Source organism: Nocardia brasiliensis (assembly GCF_011801125.1).
GTDB classification, from domain to species: domain Bacteria; phylum Actinomycetota; class Actinomycetes; order Mycobacteriales; family Mycobacteriaceae; genus Nocardia; species Nocardia brasiliensis_C.
Genome location: NZ_CP046171.1, coordinates 2,158,788 through 2,175,177 on the forward strand (window position 1 = coordinate 2,158,788; position 16,390 = coordinate 2,175,177).

Consider the following 16,390-nt stretch of genomic DNA (forward strand, 5'->3'; position numbering starts at 1 on the left):
GGTCGTTCGTCGTTCAGTGACTCGGTGGTAGCGGTGGGGCAGGCGGCGAAGGCGGCATCGAGGGCCGCTCCGATTCGGAGCCGTTGCCGCGCACGGTGATTCCGATCGCCGTCGGAATGAGCAGCGCGCAACCCCACGGGACCGCCACCCAGAACGGCCAGAAATACCCCAAACCGGTGGCCGCCCAGATCAACAGGCAGAGCATGTTCACGAAGACCCATGGCGTCCACATGATGACCACCCACTGCGGTATTCGCTTCGACACCGCTTCGCGGGTACCGCGTTGCGCCGGCAGATCGGCCAGCAGCGGGGTCAGCTCGCCATAGGTCTTCGCGGCGTACACCTGCTGCAACCGTTCGTCGAATTCGTGCAGGCTCAACCTGCCCTCGTTCATCGCCAGCCGCAGCTGTTCGACGATCTTCTCGCGGTCCGCATCGGATGCCCGCACGTGCTCAACTCCCACGGCAGTCAGCGTATGACGTGGCGTGCCACCTGCGCACCACTTGTTTCTGGTAGCAGCTCGTCAGCGGGGGACATCCCAGAACGCGAGTTCGTGGCGCATCCCCTCCAGGAACAGCGCCTCGGCGCGGCCCGGGTCGGCGCCCGCCTCGTCGATCATCTGGGCGCAGCGGCGGGTGAGATCGGCGAAGCCGGGGTCGGCGTAGGTGTGCACCCAGCGGCGGTAGCGCGGTTCCGCGGGCGGGTTCTCGGCCAGCCGCGCACCCAGCGTGGAATAGCCCCACATACAGGGGTACAGCGCGGCCAGCCCCTCGGCGTAGTCGGCCGCCGAGTCGAGCAGGAAGGCCGTATACGCCGCGCAGGCAACGCCTTTGGTCGCGCCGTCGAGGTCAGCGCCGAACTCGGTGGCCAGCGAACGGTGCAGCGCCAACTCGTCGTGGTAGGTGGCGTGCGCCAGATCCACCAGGTCGGCGAGGTGGGCCGCGGGCGCCTGCCAGGCCAGTCGGCTGAACACCCGCACGTAGTCGAGCAGGAACAGATAGTCCTGCTCGAGCCAGGAGCGGAAAATCGGCTCGGGCAGGTCACCCTTGGCGATCCCGGCCACCGTGGGATGGCTGAGCTGATGCTCGACCAGCGGACGGCCGAGTTCTTCCAGATGCGCGGAAAGACTCATGCGACCAGTCTCGCGTACCCGGCGGTTTGCACCCGCGCCGGTGTTGCCGCACGCTTGCGAGGTGTTGCGGGATGAGGACGCGGTGGTGCGGGTGCTGGCACCATCGGAACAGCGGTTCGTACGGCACGGCACGTACACGGGCCGCTCGGTCACGGCGACGGGACCGCTGGACATCGAGGCGGTGCGGGAGGCGTTCGCCGCGCTACAGGCGACGTACCCGGTGGTGACCTGCCGGATCGGCGAAGACGCCGAAGGGACCGGATTCCTCCTGCGCCCGGGGGATTCACGGGTCGGCGCGACAGTGACCGAAGGTGATATCGAGCCGATCGGCCTGCCCGCGACGCCGGTACACCCGGGAACTCAGCTCGCCTACCTGGATGTCGTCGCGTCCGGCGAAAAATGTTGGCGCCTAACCCTCTTCGCACACCACAGCATCGCCGACGCCGGCCACTGCGTAGCACTGCTGTCCCACTTCTGGGACCACTACACCGGTCTCGTGGAAGGGACACCGGTGGACGTGACGCCCCACGAGTATCCGCGGTCGCTGGAATGGCATGTGGGACAACGGGGAATCGTGGCGGGCCAGACGTCCGGCTTCGAAGCCGTGATGCGTCCGCTGCCGTCGGAGCCTGACTTGCCGCCGTCAGCATCGGCGCAGTCGGTCTCGTCACAGTCCGGCTTGGCGCGGTCTGTCTCGTCGCGGCCTGCTCCGTCGCAGTCGCCCCTGTCGCACCCGGACTCGCCGCAGTCCGGCTTGTCGGTTCCTGCGCTGTCGGAGTCTGGTTTGCCGCAGTCCGTTTCGTCGCAGCCGCGCTTGTCGGATCCTGCCCCGTCGGGGTTTGGTTTGCCGCAGTCCGTCTCGTTGCAGTCCGCTGTGTCGCGGCCCGTTTCGTCGGAGCCGAGCCTGTCGGAGCCTGCCCCGTTGCAGTCGGCCTTGCCGCAGTCGTCCTTGTCGGGGCCCGTTCCGTTGCAGTCGGCTTTGTCGGAGTCTGGCTCGCCGCAATCTGTCCCGCCGCGGTCCGTCACGCCGGCGGTGAGTGTGCTGGCCAGGCCGCGGCGGGTGCGGCTGGATCGGGCGGCGACCGAACGGATCGTCGCGCTCGGTCGTCAGGGCGGAGTGAGCATGAACGGGTTGGTGACCGCGGCGCTGCTGCGGGCGTTCGCGTCCGAAACTGCCGGTGCCGCAAGCGGTTCGGTGCGGCTCGGCTGCCTGTACCCGGTCGACATGCGGTCTCGGCTGGTGCCTGAGGTCGCCCCAGGCGACGGTACCAACATGGCGGGTCTGGCATCGTTCGCCGCCGACATCGATCGGTCGGTGAGTGTCCTCGATCTCGGCGGGCGCATCGTGCGGCAGTTGAGCGCCGATCTGGCGGACGGAACCGTGCAGCAGTCGGTGCTGCATTTCCCGGATTTCTTCGGAGACAAGCGGACCCACTCGATCGCAGGTCATATCGCGGTGACGAACACCGGCGCGGTACCGCGATTCCGAACACCGGCCGACTTGACCCTGACCGACTACGAGATCGTCTACCTCTCCGCCCACCCCCGCCCCTCCACCGGCGCCTCCGCCGCGGTCACCTTCCTGGCCTACACCTTCGACACCCACCTGACCATCGGCCAACTGGGCGGCACCCCCCAACTACTCGAAACAGTGCACAGGGAACTACTAACCCTCTCCACCAAGACCATCACCGACAATCAACCACCCACCAACACCAACCCTTGACCCAGACCCACCCCGATCACCCGCGGTGCAGGGGAGAAATGGGGTGGGGGTGTGGGTGGTCGGGCAGAATGCTGGGGGACAGCGGAGGATCGGGTTGGAAGCGGGTGCCGGCGGTGCTGACGAACGGAGACGGTGCGGGACTGGGGGCGGCCGCAGTCGGGGTGGCGGCGCTCGGGGTCGGCGAGGCGATCGCCGCGACCAGGGGCGGCTCGCTGATCGACACCCTCGGACGGGCGGTGATCGATGTGACGCCGACACCGGTGGTGGAGACCACGGTCGCACTGTCGGGTAGGCACGACAAGGCGGTGACCCGGCTGGGTGTCGGTGCGGGCGCGGTGGCGGCGACGGTCGGACTCGGCGCGCTGCCCGAGCGGTGGCGCACCCCCGCAGCGGTGGCGTTCGGGGCCGGTGCCGCGGCGCTGTCGACCAGGCTGCCTACCCGTTCCACCACCACCCTCGGCGGCGCTGTCGCCGCGGCGGGCGTGCTGGCCACCGGCCTGCGCAGGCGACCGCGCGGGCTGCTGCGCACGCTGGCATGGGCGGCGGCAGGCGGCGGGTTGTTCGCCGCCGCGCACACCCTGCAACACGACCTGGACCGTAAGCAGGACAACGATATTCGCCGGATCGGCCCGATGGGCGCGCTCGGCGTCGTGCCCGAGGACGGCTTGGAGGGCGAGCCGGGCCTGTCACCCTTGGTCACCGCGGCCCGGCGGATGTACGTCGCCGACGTCAATCTGCGCCCGCCCCGGATCGATCCGAGGCACTGGCGGCTGTCGGTCACCGGCAAGGTGGCCCATCCACTGCGCCTGTCGCTGGCCGAATTGGCCGACGACGCGGTCGAATTCGACGCGGTCATGGTGTGCGTGCACAACCGTCCCGGCGAGGGCAGGGCGGCCAACGGTCGCTGGTACGGAGTTCCGCTGGCCGGCCTGCTGAAGCACGCGATCCCCGAGACCGGCGCCACCCGCCTGATCACCAGGGCCGTCGACGGTTTCACGATCTCGCTGCCGCTCGAGCCGCTGCGTTCCGGCGAATGGCCGGGCTACGTGGTGATCGGCATGAACGGCGAACCGCTCACGCCCGCACACGGTTTCCCCGCCCGCATCTTCGTGCCCGGCCTGTACGGCCAATACACCGGTGTGAAGTGGCTCGGTGAGCTGGAACTCGCCGACGACACCCCGGTCGACTACTGGTGGCGCCGGGGCTGGCCAGCCGGGCCGCTGTGGATCACCCCGCAGGCCCGCATCGACGTCACCGCCCCTGGCCGCACGGCGGCGGGCACCACCACCCTCGCCGGTGTCGCGTGGGCCCCGCCGCACGGCGTGGCAGGCGTAGAAGTGCGAGTCGGCCAAGGCGATTGGCTCCCAGCCGAACTCGGCACCGAACTCGCCCCGGCCGCATGGCGCCGCTGGCGCACCACGGTGGAGCTGCCGCCGGGCGAGCACACCGTGCAGGCCCGCGCGCTCGGCCGCGCCGGGGACGTGCAGGAAGGCAAGCATCGCGCGCCGTTCCCCACGGGCCCCTCGGGCTTCCATACGGTCACCGTCCAGGTCTAACCAAGATCAGGGGGAACTGGTGGCGGCATCGCCCGAGAGCCGTCCGCCACCAGTTCCCCTTGATCTTGGTCGCGCTACTTCGCGACGATCGGCTCCTGGAGTTCGGTCACCCAGCCGCTTTCGTCCTCGGTGTAGACGAGCGTGACCTCGCGGCTGGGGCCTACGGTGCGATAACCGTTTTCGTCGATCCAGCGGCCGAGCGCCTGCCACGGTTCGAGCACCTGTTGCATGCTGCCGCGGTGCACCACGGTGGCCGCCTTGTCGATCGCCGGTAGGTCGACGATCGCGAAGTCGTAGGCGTCGTCCGGTTCGACATCGACCGGCATGGCGGCATGCGCGAGAACCGAACCGTCTTCGCGCTGCTCGTAGTACGCGATGCCGCACCCGACGATCGGCACGCCCGCCAGCTCCAATCGGCGGCAGACGTCCTCGAACAGCGGCCCGATCACCGGGCCGATCGAGCCGGGCTCGAAATCGACTGCGACACCGGATACTACGGCCGCGCGCACGGCGGGCAGGGACTTGACGATCACATCATGGACGGGCATCGTGCCCTCCTTCTCGATGATGCGGAGCCTCGATTCGACCTGGGCGAGCCGGGCACTGTCGCTCGCGATGCGCTGCTCCAGTTCGCCGCGCCGCAGCATCAGCATGCCGCGCAGTTCCGCGGCGGTGACCTTGTCGTCCAGGATCCGGCCGACCTGATCGAGCGTGAAGCCGAGATCCTTGAGCGCGACAACACGGTTCAACCGAGCGAGCTGGCCACCCGAGTAGTAGCGGTAGCCGCTGGACGGATCGACCCGATCCGGGCGCAATAGTCCGATGGCGTCGTAGTGGCGCAGCATGCGTACCGACACCCGTCCGTGTCTGGCGAAGTCTCCGATGGTGAACATGACGACTCCCGGTCTATGGCCTCACACGGTGTCAGGGTCAAGCCGCTCAGAAGCGACCGCCGCGGCTGATCCGTCGCGACCCGGACGAGCCGCCGTAAGAACCCGCGCCCCAGCCGCCGGAGCCGGACCGGCGCCCACCGCTCGCCGCGCCGCGCAGCAGCCCGTCGATCAGGATGCCGCCGAGTACCGCGCCCGCCTGTGCGGTGCCCGACGGTGGTTGGCTCGCCTCCCAGGCGCGCACGCTCGCCTGCGCGGTCTGCAATGCGCGTCCGCCTAGGTCGGCGGCGGCTTGGGCATGCGTCATGGCCTGCGGTGGATCGGTGGGGCTCAGCTGTCGAGCCGCGTCGAGATTGCGTTGCGCCTCCGACAACCGGGTGCGGGCCTCGGCGTCGATCCCGCCGCGGCGGGTGGCGATGTAGTCGGACGCCGCGCGGACCCGAGCGCCCGCGTCGGTGATCGCCCGGTCGAGCCTGCGCCGCAGATCCTCGGCGGCGAGCTTGCGATCGGTGGCCGCGGCGATGGCGCGGTCGAGGTCGGTGTCGGCGGCCACCGCGTCGTGGAAGGCGTCGAGCGGGTCGGTCGTCGCGGCGGCCTCGGACTTGGCCAGGGCCGATCGCGCCGCGGTGGTCGCCGCGGCCAGCTCCGCACCGCCGTACTCGGAAAGTTCGGTGGCGGAGGCGATATCGCGACGCAACTCGTCCAGCACCGCGGGCAGGCCGTCGCGCGCCTGCTGGATGTCGGTCGCGGCGTTCTCGACGGCCGTGAGCAGCGTGCCCGCCTGTCCGAGGGCCGCTTCGGCCGAACGGATCGCGGCGACCGCGCCACCCTGCTTGCCGACCGGCTGCGACAGCGCGCTGCGGCCGGTATCGATGTTCTGCTCCGCGAACGTGATTCGCTGCGTCGCCATCGTCACGTTGTCGCTGATCGGGGCGAGCACGCTCGCCGGATGCGCGGTGGTGAGCCGCGCCAGCTCCGCCGCCGCGGTGGGCACACGACTCTTCAGTTCGACGAGATCCCTGGTGAGCCCGGCCAATCGGTCTTCGGCATTGATCAGCAGGTTGCGCATCGAGTCGAATTCGGCGACCTGGGCGTCGAGCTCGCGGTCGGCGCGCCCCACCGTGCCGATCAGATCGACCAGTAGCGTGCGCCGCTCGTCCGGGGTCTCGGGAATATCGTCGTCCAGTCGTTGCCGGATCGAGAAGGCTTTGGCCGCCGCGCTTTTCGCGTGTTCGAGCGCGGTGGTGAAGGGCAGGGTCGCGGTCGCGCCGAACTCGCCGGTGGCCAGCTCCAGTTCCTCGCCGCTGGTGCGGATCGCGTTGTCGATCTCGACGAGGGCCTCGCGGGAGCGGGCATCCAGGGCCTCGACCGGCAGGGCCGCCAGCGCGGCGGTGTCGTTCGGGTCGAGCTGCCGGGCCGCCGCCAGTTCGGCGCGGGCGCGGGTGTGACTTCGCCTGCGGGAGTAGAGGATCAGCCCACCGATGACGAGCACGAGCACCCCGCCGAGGAGCAGCAGCACGCGAATGTCGGTGCCGCCGCGCATCGCCGAGCTCAAGCCGTCCGCGGTGGCCACGCCGGCGTCGGCCCAACGGCCGTCGCGCAGTGCGGGTTCGACCTCCCGGGTGAGCAGGCTGTCCAGTTCGGCGTCGCTGACTCCGCTCGGCGCGTTGCCGTCGAGCGCGTAGGCGCGGTCCCCGGTCGCGACCGCGAGCAACAGGTCGCGCTCGCCGAAACCCGATTTCCCCGCGGTCTGCTCCGCCCACCGCTGTGGTCCGAGGCCGTCGAAATCGTGCACGTAGACCACCCACAGCCGCACCTGGTGGTCCGCGTACAGCTGGTCCACGGCCGAGCGGACCCGATCGAGCTGTCCCTTGTCGAGCGTTTTCGCCGTATCGACGACGTAGGTGTCGAGTCGGGTCGGCGGTTGCGCGGCGGCCACCGGTGCCAGCGTGACGACGAGACAGGCCGCCACCGCGGCGGTCCAGCGCACAGCGCGACTAGGTAGCGACATGCCAAGAATCTAGCGCGGTGGGTCGGGCCGGTGGTCGCTGTCGGCGCCTGTCACTAGCATCGTGGGCGTGATCACCATCGATCGCCCGTACACCGGGCATGTTGCGGCGGATTCGAATCCGCAACAGCGTGATGTCGCGGGCGCGCGAATAGTCAAGATGTCCGTCGGCGGTATGGACAACAACTGCTATCTGGTGCAATGCACGGCCACCGGTGCCACGCTGCTCATCGACGCCGCCAACGAGCCGGACCGCATCGCGGCGCTCGTCGACCAGGTCGCGCCGGGCCAGATCGCGTTGATCGTCACCACGCACCAGCACCCGGACCACTGGTTCGCGTTGAAGGAGACGGCCGCGGCGACGGGTGCGCCGACGGCGGCACACCAGCTCGATGCCGACCCGTTGCCGGTGCGCCCCGATCGGCTGCTGGCCGATGGCGAGCGCTTCGCCATCGGCGAGCTCTCGTTCGAGGTCATCCACCTGAGCGGCCACACACCCGGCTCGGTGGCACTCGCGGTCACCGACGGCGACGGCCTGGTGCACCTGTTCACCGGCGACTCGCTGTTCCCCGGCGGTGTCGGCCGCACCACCAACCCGGCCGAGTTCGATTCGCTCTACCAGGACGTGACCACCAAGATCTTCGCGCGCTACCCCGACGACACCGTCGTCTATCCCGGCCACGGCGACGACACCACCCTCGGCGCCGAGCGTCCCCAACTCGGTGAATGGCGCGAACGCGGCTGGTAGACCGGGACGGTAGCCTCACCCCGTCGAGCCGCGCCGAACCACCCGCGCGTGGCACACCACCTGGCAGACTTGGGGAGTGGATTTGCCATCGATGCGCGCTCGAGCCGGTTCGGCGCCCGACCCTGCCCGGCAGGCGGGGTCATCGCGCGGCTTCGCCGCCGGGTTGCTGCGCTGGTCGCGGCGGCTCGTCGTCGGATCGGTGCTGATGGGAATGGCGCTGGTCGCCGGGACAGCCTTCCGGGTCTGGCAGGTCGCGCGGATCGACGACTACGCGCCCGCCGACGCCATCGTCGTGCTGGGCGCCGCGCAGTACTCCGGCACACCGTCCTCGGTGTTCGAGGCGCGACTCGACCAGGCCTACAAGCTGTTCCAGCTCGGCGTGGCACCGCGGGTGATCACCGTCGGCGGCAAGCAGGAGGGCGATCTCTACACCGAGGCGGCCTCGGGCAAGAACTATCTGCAATCGCGGGGGATCCCCAGCGACCGGATCCTCGCGGTGGAAACCGGCTCGGACACGCTGCGCAGCGTCGAGGCCGTCGCCAACGCCATGCAGGCGCGCGACATGTCCGCCGCCGTGCTGGTCAGCGATCCGTGGCATTCGCTGCGCACCCGCACCATGGCCCGCGACGAAGGGCTGGACGCGTGGACCGCGCCGACCAGGACCGGGCCCGCCGTCTACACCCGCGAGTCGCAGGCGCACGGAATCGCCAGGGAGACAGGCGCGCTGCTCTGGTATCAGCTCACCCATTTCGCGGCGGACTTCCGATACACGGCGGGACAGTGAGCGCGTGGCCGATTACAGCGAATTGGATTACGAGCGCCTGGTCGTCGAGCGACCCAAGACCGCGGGCCTCGGCGCGCCGGGCAGCGAATTCGAGATAGGCCACCGCACCGAGTTCGCCCGCGACCGGGCCAGGGTGCTGCACTCCGCGGCGCTGCGCCGCCTCGCCGACAAGACGCAGGTGATGGGCCCCCGCGACGGGGACACCCCACGCACCAGGCTCACCCATTCACTCGAGGTGGCCCAGATCGGCCGCAGCATCGGGGAGGGCCTCGGCTGCGATCCGGACCTGGTCGACCTGGCCGGGCTGGCGCACGACATCGGCCATCCGCCCTACGGGCACAACGGGGAGAAGGCGCTCGACCACTTCGCCGACGCACACGGCGGTTTCGAGGGCAACGCGCAGAACCTGCGCATCCTCACCCGCCTCGAACCGAAAGTGCTCGACCCCGCCGGGGTGAGCGCGGGCCTGAATCTCACGCGCGCCTCGCTCGACGCCGCGCTCAAGTATCCCTGGGGCAGAACCGGTCCCGGCACCAAGTTCGGCGCCTACGACATCGACGCCGAACGGCTCGCCTGGATTCGTAAGGGCGCGCCCGAACGCCGCCGCAGCCTCGAATGCCAGATCATGGACTGGTCCGACGACGTCGCCTATTCGGTGCACGACGTGGAGGACGGCGTCATCGCGGGCCGCATCGACCTGCGCGCACTCGCCGACCCGTGGGAGCAGGAGGCGCTGGCCAGTCTCGGCAGGCACAAGCACTACTCGCTGTCCGCGGAAGAACTGGTCGCCGCGGCGCAACGGCTCTCGGAGCTGCCCGTGGTGGCCGCGGTGTCCGCCTATGACGGCACCCTCGCCAGTTCGGTCGCGCTCAAACGGCTCACCAGCGAACTCGTCGGCCGCTTCGCCACCGCCGCGATCACCGCGACGCGCGAGACAGCGGGCACCGCACCGCTGTCGCGCTACCGCGCGGACCTCGAGGTACCGATCATCGCCGCCGCCGAGGTCGCGGTGCTCAAGACCGTCGCGCTGCATTACGTCATGTCCGACCGGGATCACAAACTGCGCCAGGCGGGTCAGCGCGATCTGATCCAAGCGGTCGCGACCCGGCTGCTCGCGACCGCGCCGAACGGGCTCGATCCGCTGCTGCTGCCGTGGTGGCACGCCGCCGCCGACGACACGGCGCGGGTGCGCGTCATCGTCGATCAGATCGCCTCCTACACCGAGAGCAGGCTCGAACGGGTGGCCGCGCTGCTCGGCGTCTGAGCGTGTGAACAGCCACCGGTGAACAACGTCGGTCGCGCCGGGTACGCTCACTGCCGTGGCCGGACGACTCCCTGATCGCGATATCGCGGCGATACGTGACCATGTCCGGATCGAAGACATCGTGGGCGAGTACGTCGCGTTGAAGCGCGCGGGCGCCGACTCCATGAAGGGGTTGTGCCCGTTCCACGACGAGAAGTCGCCGTCGTTCCACGTCCGACCGAATCACGGCCTGTTCCACTGCTTCGGCTGCGGCGAGGGCGGTGACGTCTTCGCCTTCCTGCAGAAGATCGAGCACGTCGGCTTCGTCGAAGCGGTCGAGCAGCTGGCCGACCGGGTCAATTACCAGATCAATTACGAGGGCGGCGGCACCTCGGTGCAGCGCGATCGCGGCACCCGCTCCCGGCTGGTCGCGGCCAACGCCGCCGCGCACGAGTACTACATGGCCCAGCTGCGCGAGCCGGAGGCCGAGACCGCGCGCAAGTTCCTCACCGACCGCAATTTCGATGCCGCCGCCGCGCAGCATTTCGGCTGCGGTTACGCCCCCGCGGGCTGGGACACGCTCACAAAGCATCTGCTGCGCAAGGGTTTCGAGTTCAAGGAGCTGGAGGCCGCCGGACTGTCCAGGCAGGGCCAGCGCGGGCCGATCGACCGATTCCACCGGCGGCTGCTCTGGCCGATCCGCAATCTCGGTGGCGACGTCATCGGGTTCGGCGCGCGCAAGCTCTTCGACGACGACACCATGCCGGGTAAATACATAAACACCCCGGAAACCATCCTGTACAAGAAGTCTCAGGTGCTGTTCGGCCTCGATCTGGCCAAGCGTGAGATCGCCAAGGGGCATCAGGCCGTGGTCGTCGAGGGCTACACCGACGTGATGGCCATGCACCTGGCCGGCGTGAAGACCGCCGTCGCCTCCTGCGGTACCGCCTTCGGCGACGAGCATCTCGCACTGCTGCGCAGGCTGCTGCTCGACGACAACTTCTGGCGCGGCGAGATCATCTACACCTTCGACGGCGACGCGGCGGGCCAGGCGGCCGCGCTGAAAGCCTTTGCGGGCGACCAGAAGCTGGCGGGCCAGACCTACATCGCGGTCGCGCCCGACGGCCAGGACCCGTGCGAGCTGCGTCAGCATTCCGGCGACGGCGCCGTGCGCGACCTGGTGGCACGGCGAACCCCGTTGTATGAGTTCGTGGTTCGCGGCCTACTCGCCGACCACAATCTGGACACCGCCGAAGGGCAGGTCGAGGCGCTGCGCCGAGCCATCCCGGTGGTCGCGCAGATCAAGGACAACGCGCTGCGCAAGGCGTACGCCACGAAGCTGGCCGGCTGGGTCGGCTGGGACGACATCCAGACCGTGGTCCGCCGGGTCGGCGACGAAGCCAAGCGCCATCGCACCGGCGGCGCGCGTCCCGCCGCCGGTGGCCGCGCGGCCCCCGCACCCGCGCCGCAGGCCGAGGTGGTCGCCGAGCATCCGGCGGCCCGGCCGAAGCCGAACGACCCGACCCTGCTGCCGCAGCGTCAGGCGCTCGCCGCGGCGCTGCAGTATCCGGCCATGGCGGGCTCGGGGTTCGACGCGCTGGAAACCGACGCGTTCACCCACCCCGCCTACGTGGCGATCCGTCAGTTGATCACCGAGGCGGGCGGCACCGCGGCCGGGCTCGGCGGTGCGGAATGGCTCAACGCGGTCGCCGACCGCACCGACGACCTCACCATGCGCGCGTTGCTCTCCGAGCTCGCCAGCGAGCCACTACCGGTGAAGAACGAGGCCGGTATTCCGCGCTTCGTCGCCGGCGTGCTCGCGCGCACCCAGGAGGCGTGGGTCGGCCGTCAGATCGCCGAGCTGAAATCGAAACTGCAGCGGGTGTCCTCCACCGAACAGCCCGACGCCTACATGGCCCTGTTCGGTGACCTCGTGGCCTTGGAGCAGTACCGCAAGAGCCTGCTCACCCAGGCGATGGGCAACCACGACGATTTCGCCACCGGCGCCTAGGTTCTGCCTCGAAGGCCGGCCAGAGACGCCGGATGGGACCTAGGGCCGCTCGCGCCCTCAGCGGCGCAGCTGATCCTGCGGGACCAGCACGGTGGTGCGCTCGTCCAGGGGCTCCATGGGTTCCAGCTTCGGGCGGGTGCTCAGCTTGTCGGAGAGCCGCTGCCTGCCCACCAGCACGAGCTTGCGGGTCACCGGGCTCTCGGTCAGCGCACGGGTCGCGGCGCTGATCTGCTCGTAGCGAGCCCGCCCGGCCTTGCTGCCGAGTACATACCCGGCCGCCACGCCGATGATCAACCGCAGCATCTCGATGTGCTCCTCCCAGTTGCCTGTTCGCGGGTCTATCCTGCCCGACGCCGGACAGGCCTGTCGATCCGGATAGGCTCCCGTGTTTCCCGTACGTGGGCCGGAATTCGTCATCCGATCTCGAAACCGGCAGGTACCAGCGAGAATAGCTCGAATGACCGCCCTCGCGCTGACCGCCGAGCGACGCACCGAACTCGCGGCGCTGCTGTCCGACGAACAACGACTTCGTGCGGAGTACCCCCAGGTCGCGGCCTATCTGACGACCGCGCCGATGCTCGCAGGCACCGCGGACTCGGCCGCCGACGCGGCATTCGACCTGCGCCTCGTGCATTTCATGACCGGTGGTGCGTCGGACAATCCGTACTGGGACATCGTCGGGCCGTCGGTGCGGGGCCGGGTGGTGAACGGGGGCGCGACGTCCGGGAGCGCCCGGCTCGGCTACGCACAGACGATCCTCCAGTCGGCCTTCGCCTACGCCGTGCCATCACCCGAAACACTGCGCTGGACAACGAAGTTCACGGCGGGGCGGCGCGTCACCGAACTGGGTGCCGGCCGCGGCTACTGGGCACGGCAGCTGGCACTGCTCGGCGTCGAGGTCGCCGCGTTCGACGTGGCACCGCCCGATCTCGCCGGGAACGTGTCGTTTCCGGGCGCGGCGGGGCAGCGGGACGTCTTTCATCCGGTCGCGGATATCTCCGCGTACGCGCCGGATCCGGACAGCGTGCTGCTGCTCTGCTGGCCGCCCGGCTGGGGCGATCCCATGGCGTCCACGGCCCTGCGCGACTTCGCGGACGCCGGGGGAGACCGTCTGGTCTTCATCGGCGAACCCGAAGGCGGCAAGACCGCGGACGACCCCTTCTTCCATCAGCTCGCCGCCGAATGGGAACTGCAAACCCAAGACCCACACCATGTTTCGTGGTGGAACCTCGCGGATGTCGCGCAAGGCTGGGTCCGGCGCTAGATCGGCAGTCCTCGGCTCGCTTCGGGCACACGGCGGATCGGCTATCGGTCATCCTCGATCGATGACCGGGTTCGAGGCGAACCAGTGTCAGGCGGCGAGCTCTTCTCGCTTGGCCCGGTGCTCCTCGCACAGGTAGAAACGGCTGCTGCGGCGGATGTGCGCCGGATCCAGTCGTTGTGCGAAGGTGAGGTTCTCGCGGCGCCAGCAATCGCCGCAGGCGAAGTCGCTCATGTCTGTGCCTCGCTGGCGCTCACCACAGACATGCGCGAGGCGCGCTGTGACATGATTCTCTCGCTTCGCTCGCTCATGTCGGCCTCCTCGTTCCGTTGCTCAGCGGGTCGCTGAGGAGTTCCCGCTCCGCGCCGCGCTCAGCCCTCTGTTTTCATAGTCTCTCCCGATGGTGGCCGTACTGTTACCGCTTGTTACCGGTGGATGAGGCATTCGGCGGATTTCATCAACCTCTCATCGACCGCGGGCACCGTGGCTCGCATGCTGAACCAGACCGACCTCGCGCGCGACCTCACGCTCGCCTCGTCCGCGCTGACGTTGAGCGCGCTACTCATCGCCCGTCGCTGGCTGCCCGAGATCATCGCTCAGCCGGTACAGAGCTTCCTGCCGTGGTTGCTGGCCCCCACGCTGCTGCTGGCGGCCGTGGCCCTCGCGACGGGCTCCCGGGTCGGCCTGGCCACCGTTGTGCTGCCCATCGCGGCGTGGGCGGTCCTTTTCGTGCCCCAGTTGGTCGCCGCGCCCGACGGCGTGCACTCCGTCGACGAATTCCGCGTCGCCACACAGAATCTCGGCACCGGCGGCCCCGCCCCAGAACTGGCCGACGTCGCCGTCGTCGCGGTCCAGGAACTCACCGACCGCAACCGGCGCGCCGTCACAACAACTTTGGACCCCGACCACCCCTACGCCGCCACCGTCGGCACCGTAGGCCTGTGGAGCCGCTACCCCCTCACCGACATCCAACGCCTCGACCTCGGCCAAGGCTGGGCCCGCGCCCTGCGCGCCCGAATGCACACGCCCACAGCGACAGTCACCGTCTACACCGTCCACCTCGGCAGCGTCCGCTTCGGCGACACCGACTCCCGCAACCGCACCCTGCGCACCCTCAGCGACCTCGTCCACCAAGACCCAGCCGACCGCCTCCTCGTCCTCGGCGACCTCAACACCGCCTCCACCGACCCCCACCTCGCCACCCTCACCGACACCCTGCAAGACGCCCGCAGCGGCTTCGGCTTCACCTGGCCCTCCCCATTCCCCCTCACCCGCCCCGACCACATCCTCACCCGCGGCTTCACCACCCACGCCGCCACCGTCCTCCCACCCACCGCAGGCGACCACCGCGCCACCACCGCCACCCTCACCCCCCAACCCCCACAAGACCGCAGGTAGCGACGCGATTTGGGCCCCCGCCCGCCCATACGCTAAAGTTTCTCCTCGGCCCGCCCAGCACGGCGAGCCGGGATAGTCCCCTATAGCTCAATTGGCAGAGCAGCCGACTGTTAATCGGCAGGTTTCTGGTTCGAGTCCAGATGGGGGAGCAGTGACCAGGGCGAACGGTAACGTTCGACCCTGGTTTTTTGCTTTTCGGGGTCAGAACGACACGGAAACGACACGCTTTCAGCGTGCGAGGCCCTCTAGAGCGGCAGTGAAGTCGGGTGCTTCGGCGGGTTGGTCGATGTAGTGGCGTTTGGTGACCGAGTCGTTGGCGTGGCCGAGCTGTTGAGCTGCGGCTTGGGGGCCGTATTGCTCGGCGATGAGTGAGGCGACGGTCTTGCGGAAGGTCTTGGGGGTGACCCAGGCGAACTTTTCGCCGCGTGCCTGGCGCCACAGGCGGTTGAAGTTGTGTGGATCCCAGATGCCCCCATCGCGGTTGGGGAAGACCAGGTCCAAGTCGTTGTCGACTGCTTCGGCTTTGAGCCGCTGGAGGGTATCGACGACGAACTGAGGCAGGACCACTGTCCGGTATCCGGAGTCTGTCTTGGTCCACTCCTGGCGGATCAGTCCCTTGCCTTTGATCCGGATGATGGTGCCGGAGAAGGTCATCCGTGCGGGGGTGCTGTCGAGGTGGATATCGGACCAGCGCAGGGCGAGTGCTTCGCCGGGGCGTGGACCGGTGCCGAGTTCGACGTCGGCGACGTCGAGCACCCTGCGGTTGCGTTTGGGGCCGTGGGTGTAGGCCGGGGATCCCTCGAACGGCTCTCCGTTCACCCATGCCTGGATTTGGGCTCGGAGCTCTGTGAGGGTTTCGAGGTCGGCGGCGCGGGGCTTCTGGCGTTTGCGGGGGAGGTCGGCGACTTCGCGGACGGGATTGCTGCCGATGGCGTCGTGGCGCACGGCCATGCTCATCATTTCGGAGAGGATGACGCGCTGGCGCCGCGCTTTCTCCCGGTGGCCGTTGAGCACTATGCGTTTGAGGTAGGCGTCGATGCGGGAGGTGGTGGCCTCCCATATCCGCAGGTTACCGAGCGCTGGTTTGATTTTGACGGTGTCCTTGCCGGCCCGGTGGTCGGTGGAGACGTTGATCTCCATCCGGTACAGGTCCAGGGTCTGCTCGGTGATGCCGTCTTGCAGGATCTTTTCCGCCAGCCACAGATCGGCCAGCTCGGTGAGTTTGGTGTCACGGGTGATGAGACGGCCGCGGCCTCCGGCGCGTTTGGTGAGTGATTCGCGGAGGATGTCTCCGGCTCGGCCTTTGGTGGGACCGAATTTGTGCACGGTGCGGGTGACGCCGTCGTCATCGCGGTAGCGCGTGGTCGCGCGCCAGCTGCCGTTCGGCTGCCGTTTCGCGGTGATCCGGCCGTAGGTGCCGATCGGCAGCGATTGTCTGGGCATCACTGTCCTTTCCTGGGTGGGTCGATGGCCTATGTGTCCGGGTGCGGGACGCAGGAGGGGGAGCCGATGGGCTGCCTGCGGGATTGCTGTCTATGCCCGGGGCAAGTTCTATTCAGGGAAAACTGCCTAATCCCAGCCAGCTACGCAAGGCCAAAATGATTGCTATCAGATAGCTGATGAGGTCTGGATG

General features: G+C 69.0%; 15 protein-coding genes and 1 tRNA gene. 9 read left to right on the forward strand and 7 right to left on the reverse strand.

The window, feature by feature from the left end:
• Window positions 1-13: 13 nt before the first annotated feature.
• Together F5X71_RS09730 and F5X71_RS09735 are read right to left on the reverse strand one after the other, a co-directional pair.
• Window positions 14-463, reverse strand: a complete 450-nt coding sequence (locus tag F5X71_RS09730) for a DUF1707 SHOCT-like domain-containing protein (protein ID WP_167461644.1) — start codon at window positions 461-463, stop codon at window positions 14-16.
• Window positions 464-523: 60 nt separating this feature from the next.
• Entirely contained in the window at window positions 524-1,132 is a 609-nt protein-coding gene (locus tag F5X71_RS09735; protein WP_167461645.1) for a TenA family protein, read from the reverse strand.
• A gap of 181 nt (window positions 1,133-1,313) precedes the next feature.
• On the opposite strand from F5X71_RS09735, the gene F5X71_RS09740 reads away from it, so the two are divergent.
• Window positions 1,314-2,858: a phthiocerol/phthiodiolone dimycocerosyl transferase family protein gene (locus tag F5X71_RS09740; RefSeq protein WP_238815813.1), complete on the forward strand. Its 1,545-nt coding sequence runs from the start codon at window positions 1,314-1,316 to the stop codon at window positions 2,856-2,858.
• A gap of 113 nt (window positions 2,859-2,971) precedes the next feature.
• A complete protein-coding gene (locus F5X71_RS09745; RefSeq protein WP_167461646.1) occupies window positions 2,972-4,414 on the forward strand; it encodes a molybdopterin-dependent oxidoreductase in 1,443 nt (480 codons plus the stop codon).
• Between the two features lie 74 nt (window positions 4,415-4,488).
• On the opposite strand, the gene F5X71_RS09750 is transcribed toward F5X71_RS09745, so the two are convergent.
• Both F5X71_RS09750 and F5X71_RS09755 read right to left on the reverse strand, forming a co-directional pair.
• Window positions 4,489-5,307 (reverse strand): MerR family transcriptional regulator, encoded by an 819-nt coding sequence (locus tag F5X71_RS09750; RefSeq protein WP_167461647.1) that lies wholly within the window; start codon window positions 5,305-5,307, stop codon window positions 4,489-4,491.
• Between the two features lie 46 nt (window positions 5,308-5,353).
• Window positions 5,354-7,315, reverse strand: a complete 1,962-nt coding sequence (locus F5X71_RS09755; protein ID WP_167461648.1) for a TPM domain-containing protein — start codon at window positions 7,313-7,315, stop codon at window positions 5,354-5,356.
• Window positions 7,316-7,376: 61 nt separating this feature from the next.
• Here F5X71_RS09755 and F5X71_RS09760 point away from each other — a divergent pair, with 61 nt between their 5' ends.
• From F5X71_RS09760 to dnaG, 4 genes are all read left to right on the forward strand, one after another.
• A complete protein-coding gene (locus F5X71_RS09760; protein WP_194250763.1) occupies window positions 7,377-8,060 on the forward strand; it encodes an MBL fold metallo-hydrolase in 684 nt (227 codons plus the stop codon).
• Window positions 8,061-8,151: 91 nt separating this feature from the next.
• A complete protein-coding gene (locus F5X71_RS09765) occupies window positions 8,152-8,844 on the forward strand; it encodes a YdcF family protein (protein WP_167466348.1) in 693 nt (230 codons plus the stop codon).
• 4 nt (window positions 8,845-8,848) lie between these two features.
• Window positions 8,849-10,108: a deoxyguanosinetriphosphate triphosphohydrolase gene (locus F5X71_RS09770; protein WP_167461650.1), complete on the forward strand. Its 1,260-nt coding sequence runs from the start codon at window positions 8,849-8,851 to the stop codon at window positions 10,106-10,108.
• 55 nt (window positions 10,109-10,163) lie between these two features.
• On the forward strand, window positions 10,164-12,098 hold the full coding sequence (gene dnaG, locus F5X71_RS09775; protein WP_167461651.1) for a DNA primase: 1,935 nt from the start codon (window positions 10,164-10,166) through the stop codon (window positions 12,096-12,098).
• 57 nt (window positions 12,099-12,155) lie between these two features.
• Here the strand turns inward: dnaG and F5X71_RS09780 are convergent, their stop codons facing one another.
• The gene (locus F5X71_RS09780; RefSeq protein ID WP_014982787.1) at window positions 12,156-12,401 is read right to left on the reverse strand and encodes a hypothetical protein; all 246 of its coding nucleotides are present in this window, start codon (window positions 12,399-12,401) and stop codon (window positions 12,156-12,158) included.
• Between the two features lie 154 nt (window positions 12,402-12,555).
• On the opposite strand from F5X71_RS09780, the gene F5X71_RS09785 reads away from it, so the two are divergent.
• Window positions 12,556-13,362: a hypothetical protein gene (locus F5X71_RS09785; protein WP_167461652.1), complete on the forward strand. Its 807-nt coding sequence runs from the start codon at window positions 12,556-12,558 to the stop codon at window positions 13,360-13,362.
• Window positions 13,363-13,449: 87 nt separating this feature from the next.
• Here the strand turns inward: F5X71_RS09785 and F5X71_RS09790 are convergent, their stop codons facing one another.
• The gene (locus tag F5X71_RS09790) at window positions 13,450-13,593 is read right to left on the reverse strand and encodes a hypothetical protein (protein ID WP_167461653.1); all 144 of its coding nucleotides are present in this window, start codon (window positions 13,591-13,593) and stop codon (window positions 13,450-13,452) included.
• A 258-nt stretch (window positions 13,594-13,851) separates the two neighbouring features.
• Here F5X71_RS09790 and F5X71_RS09795 point away from each other — a divergent pair, with 258 nt between their 5' ends.
• Together F5X71_RS09795 and F5X71_RS09800 are read left to right on the forward strand one after the other, a co-directional pair.
• A complete protein-coding gene (locus F5X71_RS09795) occupies window positions 13,852-14,757 on the forward strand; it encodes an endonuclease/exonuclease/phosphatase family protein (protein ID WP_167461654.1) in 906 nt (301 codons plus the stop codon).
• 76 nt (window positions 14,758-14,833) lie between these two features.
• Window positions 14,834-14,906: transfer RNA gene (locus F5X71_RS09800), tRNA-Asn, on the forward strand.
• A gap of 79 nt (window positions 14,907-14,985) precedes the next feature.
• On the opposite strand, the gene F5X71_RS09805 is transcribed toward F5X71_RS09800, so the two are convergent.
• Window positions 14,986-16,200 (reverse strand): tyrosine-type recombinase/integrase, encoded by a 1,215-nt coding sequence (locus F5X71_RS09805; RefSeq protein ID WP_167461655.1) that lies wholly within the window; start codon window positions 16,198-16,200, stop codon window positions 14,986-14,988.
• Window positions 16,201-16,390 lie beyond the last annotated feature (190 nt).

What these genes read in the sequence shown, in the direction of transcription:
- F5X71_RS09735 (WP_167461645.1), bottom strand. Translation starts at nt 1,132, where the DNA reads ATGAGTCTTTCCGCGCATCTGGAAGAACTCGGCCGTCCGCTGGTCGAG.
- F5X71_RS09765 (WP_167466348.1), top strand. Translation starts at nt 8,152, where the DNA reads ATGCGCGCTCGAGCCGGTTCGGCGCCCGACCCTGCCCGGCAGGCGGGG.
- F5X71_RS09780 (WP_014982787.1), bottom strand. Translation starts at nt 12,401, where the DNA reads ATGCTGCGGTTGATCATCGGCGTGGCGGCCGGGTATGTACTCGGCAGC.
- F5X71_RS09785 (WP_167461652.1), top strand. Translation starts at nt 12,556, where the DNA reads ATGACCGCCCTCGCGCTGACCGCCGAGCGACGCACCGAACTCGCGGCG.
- F5X71_RS09750 (WP_167461647.1), bottom strand. Translation starts at nt 5,307, where the DNA reads ATGTTCACCATCGGAGACTTCGCCAGACACGGACGGGTGTCGGTACGC.
- F5X71_RS09805 (WP_167461655.1), bottom strand. Translation starts at nt 16,200, where the DNA reads ATGCCCAGACAATCGCTGCCGATCGGCACCTACGGCCGGATCACCGCG.
- F5X71_RS09755 (WP_167461648.1), bottom strand. Translation starts at nt 7,315, where the DNA reads ATGTCGCTACCTAGTCGCGCTGTGCGCTGGACCGCCGCGGTGGCGGCC.
- F5X71_RS09790 (WP_167461653.1), bottom strand. Translation starts at nt 13,593, where the DNA reads ATGAGCGACTTCGCCTGCGGCGATTGCTGGCGCCGCGAGAACCTCACC.
- F5X71_RS09795 (WP_167461654.1), top strand. Translation starts at nt 13,852, where the DNA reads ATGCTGAACCAGACCGACCTCGCGCGCGACCTCACGCTCGCCTCGTCC.